Source organism: Micromonospora coriariae (genome assembly GCF_900091455.1).
In the GTDB taxonomy this organism is placed as follows: domain Bacteria; phylum Actinomycetota; class Actinomycetes; order Mycobacteriales; family Micromonosporaceae; genus Micromonospora; species Micromonospora coriariae.
Window position 1 is genome coordinate 385558 of the sequence record NZ_LT607412.1, and the last position, 11862, is coordinate 397419.

Below are 11862 nucleotides of genomic sequence, written 5' to 3' on the forward strand. Positions count from 1 at the left end.
GTCCGGGCGGCGGCCCGCCACGGGTAGCTCTGAACCGGTGACCGGACCGGCTCAGCCGGCCGCCACCGCCGCCGCCACCCCGGACGCGATCCGGGCCAGGTCGGCGTCGCCGGTCACAAACGGCGGCATCGTGTAGATCAGGTCGCGGAACGGCCGCAGCCACACCCCCCGGTCGACGGCCGCCGTGGTGGCCGCGCCGAGGTCGACCTCGTGATCGAGCTGGACCACCCCGATGGCGCCGAGCACCCGCACGTCGGCAACGCCCGGCGAGCCGCGCAGCGGCTCCAGTCCGGCGCGCAGGCCGGCACCGATCCTGGACACCTGCGCCGCCCAGTCCCCGGCCCGCAGCAGCCCGATGGAGGCGTTGGCCACCGCGCAGGCCAACGGGTTGCCCATGAAGGTGGGCCCGTGCGCCAGCACGCCGCTGGCAGAGATCGCCCGGGCCACCTGCGGGGTGCAGAGGGTCGCCGCCAGGGTCAGGTAACCGCCGGTGAGCGCCTTGCCCACGCACATCACGTCCGGGCTCACCCCGGCGTGCTCGGCGGCGAACATCGTGCCGGTACGGCCGAAGCCGGTGGCGATCTCGTCGAAGATCAGCAGGATCCCGTGCGCCTGGGTCACCTCGCGCAGCACCCGCAGGTACCCCGGATGGTGGAAACGCATCCCGCCGGCGCCCTGCACCACCGGTTCGACGATCACCGCGGCCAGTTCGTGGGCGTGCCGCTCGACCGTGTCCACCAGCGCCGCCACGTACGCCTCGTCGGGCGGATCGGCGAACCCTCCCGGCGGGACCGGCGCGAAGACCTGCCGGGGCAGCACGTCGCCCCAGAGGTGGTGCATCCCGCCCTCCGGGTCGCAGACGCTCATCGGGTGGAACGTGTCCCCGTGGTAACCGCCCCGCCAGGTTGCCAGCCGGCGCCGCTGCGGCCGGCCGACGGCCCGCTGGTACTGCAGGCACATCTTCACCGCCACCTCGACGCTGACCGAGCCGGAGTCGGCCAGGAAGACGTGCTCCAGGCCGTCCGGGGTCAGCTCCACCAGGGTCCGGGCGAGCTGGACCGCGGGCTCGTGGGTGAGCCCGCCGAACATCACGTGGCTCATCCGGCCGAGCTGGTCGGTCACCGCCGCGTCCAACGTCGGGTGCCGGTAACCGTGGATCGCCGCCCACCAGGACGACATCCCGTCCACCAGCTCCCGACCGTCCGCCAGCCGCAGCCGTACGCCCTCGGCGCTCTGCACCACGTACGGCGGGTTCGCTGGCGGCAACGCGGCGTACGGATGCCAGACGTGCGCCCGGTCAACGCTCAGAATCTCCTCAGGCGTCACGCGCCCGCTCCCCTCTCTCTCCCCGCCCTCTCCCCGCCCTCTCCCCGCCGCCCGCCCGCCCTCTCCGCGTCGCCCGCCCGCCCTCTCCGCGTCGCCCGCCCGCCCTCTCCGCGTCGATCTAGGGCAGCTTGTCGCTACTCGATCTCCGATCACGACGATCTGCCCTAGATCGACGCGGGGCGGGTGTCGGTGGCGGGGGCGGGTGTCGGGGGCGGTGGCGGGGGCGGGGGCGGGGGCGGGGGCGGGGGCGGGGGCGGGGGGAACGGTGGGGGTGGTGCGGGCGGCGGCGCGGACCAGGGCCGGGCCCCGGTAGATGAAGCCGGTGTAGAGCTGCACCAGGGCGGCACCGGCGTCGAACATCCGAGCCGCGTCGTCCGGGTCCAGCACACCGCCGACCCCGATGATCGGCAGTCGGCCGCCGGTCTCCCGGTGCACGAAGGCGACCACCTCCCGCGCCCGGCCGGTGAGCGGCCGGCCGGAGAGGCCACCGGCCTGGCCGCCGCGCTCGGCGTCCACCGGGGCGAGCCCATCCCGGGCCAGGGTGGTGTTGGTGGCGATCACCCCGGCCGCGCCCCGAGCCAGGCAGACCTCCAGCAGCTCGGCGATCGCCGCCTCGGTCAGATCAGGGGCGATCTTGACCAGCACCGGCTTCTCCCCGACCAGCGCGGCGAGGAGCGCGTCCAGGTGGGCGCGGTCCTGCAACGAGCGCAACCCCGGGGTGTTCGGTGAGGAGACGTTCACCGCGAAGTAGTCGCCGTGCCCGCGTAGCGCCCGGTACGAGGCGAGGTAGTCCTCGACCGCCTCGTCGAGCGGGGTCACCTTGGACTTGCCCAGCGAGATGCCCAGCGGTACGCCGATCGGACGCGGCAGCGCGGCCAGCCGGGCGGCCAGCGCGGCGGCGCCGGCGTTGTTGAAGCCCATCCGGTTGACCACCGCCTCGCTGGCCGGCAACCGGAACAGCCGCGGCCGGGGGTTGCCCGGCTGGGCGTGCGCGGTGACAGTGCCGACCTCGACGAAACCGAAGCCGAGCGCCGGCCAGGCCGGCAGCGCCGCCCCGTCCTTGTCCATCCCGGCGGCCAGCCCGACCGGGTTGGGGAACTCCACACCGAACACCGTGCGCGGCGCCCGGACCGCGTACCGGGCACGTAGCGCCGCCAGTGCGACCGGCCGCCGGGACAGCGCGGTCAACCGCCGCAGCGTCCACTCGTGCGCCGCCTCCGCGTCCCCACTCCCGATCCGGAACAGCCACGGCCGCACCGCCCGCTCGAACACTGTCACTGGGCGGCCCGCAGGGTGGCGTGCAGGTCCTGGAGGGGACGGACCTGCATGTCGCCGCGGATCCTGGCCTCGATGCCCATCACCGCGGCGGCGGCACCGGGGACCGTGGTGATGCAGGGGATGTCCGCGGTGACCGCGGCGCTGCGGATCTCGTAGCCGTCCGAGCGGGCGCTGGCACCCGAACCCTGCGGCGTGTTGATCACCAGCGCGACGGCGCCGCCCATGATCAGCGACACCGCGTCGTCGCCCTCGCCAGCCTGGTAGTGCTTGCGGATCTGCTCGCAGGCGATGCCGTGCCGACGCAGCACCTCGGCCGTGCCGGTGGTCGCGACGATCTCGAAGCCGAGATCAGCCAGGCGCTTGATCGGGAAGATCATGCCGCGCTTGTCCCGGTTGGCCACCGAGACGAAGATCTTCCCGGCGGTCGGCAGTGAGCCGTACGCGGCCGACTGGCTCTTGGCGAAGGCGTGCCCGAAGTTGGTGTCGATGCCCATCACCTCGCCGGTCGATTTCATCTCCGGCCCGAGCAGCGAGTCGATCCCCTTGCCGGAGCGGGTGCGGAAGCGCTTGAACGGCAGCACCGCCTCCTTCACCGCGATCGGCGCGTCGGCGGGCATGGTGCCGCCGTCCCCGGTGGCCGGGAGCAGGCCCTCGGCGCGCAGCTCGGCGATGGTCGCACCGAGCGCGATCCGGGCCGCCGCCTTCGCCAGCGGCACCGCTGTCGCCTTGGAGACGAACGGGACCGTCCGCGACGCCCGTGGGTTGGCCTCCAGCACGTAGAGCACGTCGTCCTTGAGCGCGTACTGCACGTTGAGCAGGCCGCGGACGCCGACACCGCGGGCGATCGCCTCGGTGTAGCGGCGGACCTCGACCAGGTGCGAACCCGCGAGGGTGATCGGCGGCAGCGCGCAGGACGAGTCGCCGGAGTGGATGCCGGCCTCCTCGATGTGCTCCATCACCCCGCCGATGTAGACCTCACCGTCGGCGTCGCAGAGCGCGTCCACGTCGATCTCGATGGCGTCGTCGAGGAAGCGGTCCACCAGCACCGGGTGGTCCGGGGAGATGTCGGTGGCCCGGCCGATGTAGTCGCGCAGGGTCGGGTCGTCGTAGACGATCTCCATGCCCCGCCCGCCCAGCACGTACGACGGCCGGACCAGCACCGGGTAGCCGATCTCGTCGGCGATCGTCTTGGCCTCGTCGTACGAGGTGGCCATGCCGTGCGCCGGCGCGCGCAGCCCGGCCCGCGCCAGCACCGCGCCGAACGCGCCCCGCTCCTCGGCCAGGTGGATCGACTCCGGGGAGGTGCCGACCACCGGCACCCCGGCGTTCTTGAGCCGCTGCGCCAGCCCCAGCGGGGTCTGCCCGCCCAGCTGCACGATCACACCGACCACGCCCGGCCCGCCGGCCGCCCGGCCGGAGGAGTCCTCGGCGTGCCAGACCTCCAGCACGTCCTCGAAGGTCAGGGGCTCGAAGTAGAGCCGGTCCGCGGTGTCGTAGTCGGTGGAGACCGTCTCCGGGTTGCAGTTGACCATGACCGTCTCGTAGCCGGTGCCCCGCAGCGCCTGCACCGCGTGCACACACGAGTAGTCGAACTCGATGCCCTGCCCGATCCGGTTCGGGCCGGAGCCCAGGATCAGCACCTTCGGCCGGTCCGACGGCACGACCTCGGTCTCGAAGTCGTACGTCGAGTAGTGGTACGGCGTGGTCGCCTCGAACTCGGCCGCGCAGGTGTCCACGGTCTTGTAGACCGGGCGCACGTCGAGACGGTGCCGCAAGGTCCGCACGCCGTCCTCGGCGGCCAGCTCCGGCCGCAGCGCGGCGAGCTGGCGGTCGGACAGGCCGGCCCGCTTGGCCCGGCGCAGCAGCTCGGCGTCGAGCACCGGAGCGTCCACGATCTCCGCGCGCAGCTCGACCAGCGCGGCGATCTGGTCCAGGAACCACGGGTCGATCCCACCCGACGCCGCGGTGACCTCGGCGATCGACGCGCCGAGGCGCAGCGCCCGCTCGACGGTGTACAGCCGGCCGTCGTGCGGGATGCGCAGCGCGGCGAGGGTGTTCTCCCGGGTGGCGCCGGCCGGATCAGGCACCGTCCAGAAGCCGGCTTCCTTCGTTTCCATCGAGCGCATGGCCTTGTTCAGCGCCTCGCTGAAGTTGCGCCCGAGGCTCATCGCCTCGCCCACCGACTTCATCGTGGTGGTCAGCTCCGGGTCCGCGCCGGGGAACTTCTCGAAAGCGAACCGGGGGATCTTCACCACCACGTAGTCCAGGCTCGGCTCGAACGCCGCCGGGGTCTTCAACGTGATGTCGTTGGGAATCTCGTCGAGGGTGTAGCCGATCGCCAGCTTGGCCGCGATCTTGGCGATCGGAAAGCCGGTCGCCTTGGACGCCAGCGCCGACGAGCGCGACACCCGGGGGTTCATCTCGATCACGACGATCCGGCCGTCGGCCGGGTTGACCGCGAACTGGATGTTGCAGCCGCCGGTGTCCACCCCGACCTCGCGCAGCACCGCGATGCCCAGGTCACGCAGGCGCTGGTACTCCCGGTCGGTGAGCGTCATGGCCGGGGCCACTGTGACGCTGTCGCCGGTGTGCACGCCCATCGGGTCGACGTTCTCGATCGAGCAGACCACCACCACGTTGTCGTGCCGGTCGCGCATCAGTTCGAGCTCGTACTCCTTCCAGCCGAGCACGCTCTCCTCGATGAGCACCTCGTGCACCGGGCTGGCGGACAGGCCGTCGCCGGCGATGCGGGCCAGGTCCTCCGGGGTGTGCGCCATGCCGGAGCCCAGGCCGCCCATCGTGAACGACGGCCGGATCACCACCGGCAGGCCCAGCTCGGCGACGGTCTCCTCGACCTCGTCCATGGTGTGGCAGACCCGGGAGCGGGGCACCAGTGCGGCCGGGTCGTCGATGCCGAGGCGAACGCCGGCCTTCGCGACGATGTCCTTGAACAGCTGCCGGTCCTCGCCGCGGTTGATCGCGTCGATGTTCGCGCCGATCAGCTCCACGCCGTACTTGTCCAGCACGCCGGCCTCGTGCAGGGCGACCGCGGTGTTCAGCGCGGTCTGCCCGCCGAGGGTGGCCAGGATGGCGTCCGGGCGCTCCTTGGCGATGACGAGTTCCACGAACTCCGGGGTGATCGGCTCGACGTACGTGGCGTCGGCGAACTCCGGGTCGGTCATGATGGTCGCCGGGTTGGAGTTGACCAGGCTGACCCGGATCCCCTCGCTGCGCAGCACCCGGCAGGCCTGGGTGCCGGAGTAGTCGAACTCGCAGGCCTGCCCGATGACGATCGGCCCGGAGCCGATCACCAGGATGTGCTTGAGATCGGTCCGCTTAGGCATTGCTGCGCCCCTCGCTGTGGGTCCGGCCCTCGATGAGCTCGGCGAAGCGGTCGAAGAGGTAGTCCGCGTCGTGCGGGCCGGCCGCCGCCTCCGGGTGGTACTGAACGGTGAAGGCGGGCACGTCCACGGCCCGCAGCCCCTCGACGACGTTGTCATTGAGGCAGACGTGCGACACCTGGACGCCGCCGAAAGCGGTGTCGATCACCTGATCGGGGACCACCGCGCCGTGCCCCGCACCGGGCACCTGGACGGCGAAGCCATGGTTGTGGCTGGTCACCTCGACCTTGCCGGTGGCCCGGTCGAGCACCGGCTGGTTGATCCCCCGGTGGCCGTAGCCCAGCTTGTAGGTGCCGAAGCCGAGCGCCCGGCCGAGGATCTGGCTGCCGAAGCAGATGCCGAACAGCGGGACCCGCCGCTGCAGCGCCTCCCGGGCCAGCGCCACCGGGCCGTCGGCGGTGGCCGGGTCGCCGGGGCCGGGCGACAGGAAGATCGCGTCGGCGCCGGTGGCGAGCAGGTCGTCGATGTTGGAGCCGGCCGGCAGCACGTGGGTGGTCACCCCGCGGGCGGCGAGCCGGCGCGGAACGTTGCGCTTGATGCCCAGGTCCAGCGCGGCCACGGTGAACCGGTGCTCGCCGACCGCCTCGACCACGTACGGCTGGGGGGTGGTCACCTCGGTGGAGAGGTCCGCGCCGACCATCTGCGGCGCCTGCCGGACCCGGGCCAGCAGGCTCTGCGGGTCGTTGTCCACGCTGGAGATGCCCACCCGCATGGCGCCCCGCTCGCGCAGGTGCCGGGTCAGCGCGCGGGTGTCCACCCCACTGATGCCGACCACGCCCTCGGTGGCGAGCCGGTCCTCGAGGCTGCCGGTGGCCCGCCAGTTGGAGCCGATCCGCGCCGGGTCGCGCACCACGTACCCGGCCACCCAGATGCGGCCGGACTCGTCGTCCTCGCCGTTGACGCCCGTGTTGCCGATGTGCGGCGCGGTCTGCACCACCACCTGACGGTGGTAGGACGGGTCGGTGAGGGTCTCCTGGTAGCCGGTCATGCCGGTGGTGAAGACCGCCTCGCCGAAGGTCTCCCCCACACTGCCGTACGCCTCGCCGGGGAACGTGCGCCCGTCCTCGAGCACGAGGACCGCTGGTCTGCGCTTGGTCACTTGATGGCCTTTCCGTCCAGGACCGTCGGCTCGCCACGCAGGAAGGTCGCCACGATGCGACCCGGCAGCGTCATGCGGGCGTACGGGGTGTTGCGACTGCGACTGGCCAGCTCCGCCGGCTCGATGGTGCGGCGGGCGGCCGGGTCGATCAGGGTCAGGTTGGCCGGCACACCCGGCGCGGGGTCGACGCCGTGCCCGGTCAGCCCGGCGATCCGGGCCGGTGCGCGCGACATCCGCTCGGCGATGAGGTCCCACTGCGGGCCGAGCACGTCCAGCGCGATGGACAGGGCCGTCTCCAGACCGAGCATCCCCGGCCTGGCGTACGCCCACTCGCACTCCTTGTCCTCCACGGCGTGCGGGGCGTGGTCGGTGGCGATCACGTCGAGCACCCCGTCGGCGAGCGCGGTGCGCAGGGCGGCGACGTCCGCGGCGGTACGCAGCGGCGGGTTGACCTTGAAGACCGGGTCGTAGGTCTCCGCCCGCTCGTCGGTGAGCAGCAGGTGGTGCGGGGTGACCTCGGCGGTGACCCGCACACCGCGCGCCTTGGCGTGGCGCAGCACCTCGACGCTGCCGGCGGTGGAGACGTGGCAGACGTGCAGGCGGCTGCCCACGTGCTCGGCGAGCAGCACGTCCCGCGCGATGATCGCTTCCTCGGCGACGGCCGGCCACCCGATCAGGCCGAGCCGGGTGGAGACCTCACCCTCGTGCATCTGGGCGCCCTCGGTGAGCCGGGGCTCCTCGGCGTGCTGGGCGACGATCCCGTCGAACGCCTTGACGTACTCCAGGGCCCGGCGCATCAGCTTCGGGTCGGCGACGCAGTGACCGTCGTCGGAGAAGATCCGCACCCGGGCCGCGGAGTCGGCCATCGCGCCCAGTTCGGCGAGGCGCTCGCCGGCCAGCCCGACGGTGACGGCGCCGATCGGCTGAACGTCGACCAGCCCGGCCTCCCGGCCGAGCCGCCAGACCTGCTCGACGACGCCGGCGGTGTCCGCGACCGGTGAGGTGTTGGCCATCGCGCAGACCGCTGTGTAGCCGCCCAGGGCCGCCGCGCGGGAGCCGGACTCGACTGTCTCGGCGTCCTCCCGGCCGGGTTCGCGCAGGTGGGTGTGCAGGTCGACCAGGCCGGGCAGGGCGACCAGCCCGGTCCCGTCGATGACTGTGGCGTCCGGAGCGGACAGCCCCGGGCCGACCTCGGCGACCACACCGTCGCGGATCAGCAGGTCGGTCGGCGCGGCGCCGACGACGCTCACGCTGGTGATCAGGTACGCGGTCACCGGTTGTTCCCTCCGAGCAGCAGGTAGAGGACGGCCATCCGCACGGAGACCCCGTTGGTGACCTGTTCGACGATGGTGGAGCGGGGCGAGTCGGCCACCTCGGGGGTGATCTCCATCCCCCGGTTCATCGGGCCGGGGTGCATGACGATCGCGTGCTCGGGCAGCCGGCGCATCCGCGGCCCGTCCAGGCCGTAGCGGCGGGCGTACTCGCGGGCGGACGGGAAGTAGGAGTCGTTCATCCGCTCCCGCTGCACCCGCAGCATCATCACCACGTCCACGTTGGGCAGCACGGAGTCGAGGTCGTAGGAGACGTCGGTGCCCGGGGCGAGCGCCGCGGCGATGTCCACCGGGATGAGCGTGGGCGGGCCGACCAGGGTGACCTTGGCGCCGAGGGTGGAGAGCAGCAGCACGTTGGAGCGGGCCACCCGGGAGTGCAGCACGTCCCCGACGACCGCGACCGACAGGCCGGCCAGCCGGCCCAGCCGCGCCCGCATGGTGTACGCGTCCAGCAGCGCCTGGGTGGGGTGCTCGTGGGTGCCGTCACCGGCGTTGACCACCGACCCGTCCACCCAGTTCGCCAGCCGGTGCGGCGCTCCGGAGGCGGGGTGCCGGACGACCACCGCGTCGGCGCCCATGGCCTGCAGGGTCAGCGCGGTGTCCTTCAGGCTCTCGCCCTTGGTGACGCTGGACCCCTTGGCGGAAAAGTTGATCACGTCGGCGCTGAGCCGCTTGGCGGCCGCCTCGAAGGAGATCCGGGTGCGGGTCGAGTCCTCGTAGAAGAGGTTCACCACCGTGCGGCCGCGCAGCGCGGGCAGCTTCTTGATCTCGCGGCCGGCGACCGTGGCCATCTCGGTGGCGGTGTCCAGGATCTCGGTGGCGGTGTCGGCGTCCAGGTCCGCGCCGGAGAGCAGGTGCCTGATCATGAGTTGGTCCCCCCGTACAGCTTGACCTCGTCCGTGCCGTCGGTCTCGGCGAGCGTCACCTTGACGCTCTCGGCGAGCGAGGTCGGGATGTTCTTGCCGACGTAGTCGGCGCGGATCGGCAGCTCCCGGTGGCCGCGGTCGACCAGGACGGCGAGCTGCACGGAGGCTGGACGGCCCACGTCGTTGAGCGCGTCGAGCGCGGCCCGGACGGTGCGGCCGGAGAAGAGCACGTCGTCGACGAGGATGACCCGCTTGCCGTCGATGCCGCCGGGCGGCAGCTCGGTCGGGCCGACCGCGCGGGTGGCGTGCCGGCGCAGGTCGTCGCGGTACAGGGTGATGTCCAGCACACCGACCGGGACGGCGACGTCCTCGAAGGTGCTGATCCGGGCGGCGAGCCGCCGGGCGAGCGGGGCGCCCCGGGTGGGAATCCCGAGCAGCACCGTCTCGGCGGCGCCCTGGGTCTTCTCCAGGATCTGGTGGGCGATGCGGTCGACCACGCGTTGCACGTCGGCGCTGGCGAGGATCACCTTCACCGAGGGTTGTCGCGGTGGTGACGAGCGGGCAGCCGGTGGGTATGCCACGGCGGACCTCCTTCCCCGCCTCACGGGACGGGTCGTTAAAGGATGTCGGGCACCTCCGGCCGGACCGCTGGCGGACCTGGGCCGGGGCTTCACGCCACGTTACCAGTGGTCACCGGGCCGATGGACGGCGGCTGCTGACCACCGGATCAGGCTGGCGAAATGGGGATAACTCCCCCGCTGCTCCCCAACGGTAGGGTCACGACCACTTGACCAGGTGTCGCATTCCCCGTACCGTCACGCTCCGTAGCGATCGACGGGAGAACCCCGAGCAGCACTGGGAGTGTCCGAATGCCCTCTGAATACGCCAAATCTCTGGGCGCCCGCCTGCGCTCCATCCGCCAACAGCAGGGCCTCTCCCTGCAGGGCGTGGAGGAGAAGTCGAACGGGCGGTGGAAGGCCGTGGTGGTCGGGTCGTACGAGCGCGGCGACCGTGCCGTGACGGTGTCCCGCCTGGCCGAGCTTGCCGAGTTCTACCGCGTTCCCGTCTCGGAGCTGCTGCCCGACGGCAGCGGGGTCCGTCACGAGCCCACCAGCAAGATCGTCCTGGACCTGGAGCGGCTCTACGACGAGGCCTCCGAGGACCTGGCCTACGTGGCCCGCTACGCCCGCGCCATCCAGCAGCAGCGCGGCGACTACAACGGCCGGGTGCTCTCCATCCGCGCCGACGACCTGCGGGCGCTCGCGATCGTCTACGACGCCTCGCCGTCGGGTCTGATCGAGCGGCTCACCGAGCACGGTGTGCTGGTCGCCGACCCCCGGGCGTTCTTCGCGTCCTGAACCACCGATCCACCGAAAGGGCCCGTGCCATCCGGCACGGGCCCTTTTCGTGGTACGGGGTGCTGAGCGGGCGCGCTCAGCGGGTGGCGTACTCGGCGATCCGCCCGAGGATGCCGTTGAGGAAGCGCGGCGAGTCGTCGGTGGACATCTGCCGGGCCAGCTCCACCGCCTCGCTGATCGCCACCGCGTCGTCGATCTCGTCGACGTAGAGCAGCTCGTAGACCGCGATCCGGGCCAGGTTGCGGTCCACCACCGGCATCCGCTCCAGCGTCCAACCCTCGGCGTAGCTGGCGATCAGCTCGTCGATCCGGTTGAGGTGCTCGGCGACGCCCTCGACCAGGCCCACCGCGTAGCCCAGGTGCTCCGGTCGGGGCTGCTCGATCCGCTGCACATAGCCGGCGAGCACCTCGACCGGGGGCCGGTCCCGAAGGTCGGCCTCGTAGAGGACGTCCAGCGCCCGCTTGCGCGCCTTGCGGCGCGCCGGCATCTGCTGCTTGGGACCCTCCGCCATCAGGAGCGGCCGAGGTAACGGCCGTCGCGCGTGTCGACCTTGATCTTCTCGCCGGTGGTGATGAACAGCGGCACCTGCACGGTCGCGCCGGTCTCGACGGTGGCCGGCTTGTTGCCGCCGGTCGACCGGTCGCCCTGCAGACCCGGCTCGGTGTAGGTGACCTCCAGCACCACGCTGGTGGGAAGCTCGATGTAGAGCGGGACGCCCTCGTGGGTGGCGACGGTCGCCTCGGCCTCGGGGAGGAGGTAGTTGGCCGCCTCACCGACGGTGCCGCCGGGGACGGTGATCTGGTCGAAGGTCTCCAGATCCATGAAGACGTAGTCTTCGCCGTCGGCGTACAGGTACTGCATCGTGCGCTTGTCCACGGTCGCGGTCTCGACCTTGGTGCCCGCGTTGAAGGTCTTGTCGACCACCTTCCCGGACAGCACGTTCTTCAGCGTGGTGCGCACGAACGCACCACCCTTACCGGGCTTGACGTGCTGGAACTCGACGACGGCCCAGAGCTCGCCGTCGAGGTTGAGTACCAGGCCGTTTTTGAGGTCGTTGGTGGAGGCCATTTCCTGCCTTGATCATCAATTGGCGGACAGACCTTACGAGTCTACTAGCTGCGTCGAGGCAGGTTGCCCGCCATGTCACGCCGCCGATCCCGCGCCCACCGGCCGAGTCGGGCGACGATCACGTTTCGTGACCTT

The 11862-nt window shown here is 72.0% G+C and carries 9 protein-coding genes and 1 pseudogene; 1 reads left to right on the forward strand and 9 read right to left on the reverse strand.

The window, feature by feature from the left end:
- Positions 1 to 51 precede the first annotated feature (51 nt).
- From GA0070607_RS01775 to pyrR, 7 genes and pseudogenes are all read right to left on the reverse strand, one after another.
- A complete protein-coding gene (locus tag GA0070607_RS01775) occupies positions 52 to 1326 on the reverse strand; it encodes an adenosylmethionine--8-amino-7-oxononanoate transaminase (RefSeq protein ID WP_089016587.1) in 1275 nt (424 codons plus the stop codon).
- A 270-nt stretch (positions 1327 to 1596) separates the two neighbouring features.
- A pseudogene (locus GA0070607_RS01785) lies at positions 1597 to 2604 on the reverse strand (quinone-dependent dihydroorotate dehydrogenase); the annotation flags it as partial.
- Positions 2601 to 5948, reverse strand: a complete 3348-nt coding sequence (gene carB / locus GA0070607_RS01790) for a carbamoyl-phosphate synthase large subunit (protein ID WP_089016588.1) — start codon at positions 5946 to 5948, stop codon at positions 2601 to 2603. The pseudogene GA0070607_RS01785 and the gene carB, both read right to left, overlap by 4 nt.
- Positions 5941 to 7104 carry a glutamine-hydrolyzing carbamoyl-phosphate synthase small subunit gene (gene carA, locus GA0070607_RS01795; protein ID WP_089016589.1) on the reverse strand — a complete coding sequence of 388 codons (1164 nt, stop codon included), beginning with the start codon at positions 7102 to 7104 and terminating at the stop codon, positions 5941 to 5943. The genes carB and carA overlap by 8 nt, the downstream gene beginning before the upstream one ends.
- On the reverse strand, positions 7101 to 8378 hold the full coding sequence (locus GA0070607_RS01800) for a dihydroorotase (RefSeq protein WP_089016590.1): 1278 nt from the start codon (positions 8376 to 8378) through the stop codon (positions 7101 to 7103). Before GA0070607_RS01800 ends, carA begins: the two co-directional genes overlap by 4 nt.
- Positions 8375 to 9301, reverse strand: a complete 927-nt coding sequence (locus tag GA0070607_RS01805) for an aspartate carbamoyltransferase catalytic subunit (RefSeq protein WP_089016591.1) — start codon at positions 9299 to 9301, stop codon at positions 8375 to 8377. The genes GA0070607_RS01800 and GA0070607_RS01805 overlap by 4 nt, the downstream gene beginning before the upstream one ends.
- Positions 9298 to 9882, reverse strand: a complete 585-nt coding sequence (gene pyrR / locus GA0070607_RS01810; RefSeq protein WP_089016592.1) for a bifunctional pyr operon transcriptional regulator/uracil phosphoribosyltransferase PyrR — start codon at positions 9880 to 9882, stop codon at positions 9298 to 9300. Before pyrR ends, GA0070607_RS01805 begins: the two co-directional genes overlap by 4 nt.
- A gap of 288 nt (positions 9883 to 10170) precedes the next feature.
- On the opposite strand from pyrR, the gene bldD reads away from it, so the two are divergent.
- The gene (bldD, locus tag GA0070607_RS01815) at positions 10171 to 10659 is read left to right on the forward strand and encodes a transcriptional regulator BldD (protein WP_007458348.1); all 489 of its coding nucleotides are present in this window, start codon (positions 10171 to 10173) and stop codon (positions 10657 to 10659) included.
- A gap of 76 nt (positions 10660 to 10735) precedes the next feature.
- On the opposite strand, the gene nusB is transcribed toward bldD, so the two are convergent.
- On the reverse strand, positions 10736 to 11146 hold the full coding sequence (gene nusB / locus GA0070607_RS01820; protein ID WP_172899150.1) for a transcription antitermination factor NusB: 411 nt from the start codon (positions 11144 to 11146) through the stop codon (positions 10736 to 10738).
- Positions 11147 to 11169: 23 nt separating this feature from the next.
- Positions 11170 to 11727 (reverse strand): elongation factor P, encoded by a 558-nt coding sequence (gene efp, locus GA0070607_RS01825; protein WP_074318567.1) that lies wholly within the window; start codon positions 11725 to 11727, stop codon positions 11170 to 11172.
- Positions 11728 to 11862 lie beyond the last annotated feature (135 nt).

What these genes read in the sequence shown, in the direction of transcription:
- carB (WP_089016588.1), bottom strand. Translation starts at nt 5,948, where the DNA reads ATGCCTAAGCGGACCGATCTCAAGCACATCCTGGTGATCGGCTCCGGG.
- GA0070607_RS01805 (WP_089016591.1), bottom strand. Translation starts at nt 9,301, where the DNA reads ATGATCAGGCACCTGCTCTCCGGCGCGGACCTGGACGCCGACACCGCC.
- bldD (WP_007458348.1), top strand. Translation starts at nt 10,171, where the DNA reads ATGCCCTCTGAATACGCCAAATCTCTGGGCGCCCGCCTGCGCTCCATC.
- nusB (WP_172899150.1), bottom strand. Translation starts at nt 11,146, where the DNA reads ATGCCGGCGCGCCGCAAGGCGCGCAAGCGGGCGCTGGACGTCCTCTAC.
- efp (WP_074318567.1), bottom strand. Translation starts at nt 11,727, where the DNA reads ATGGCCTCCACCAACGACCTCAAAAACGGCCTGGTACTCAACCTCGAC.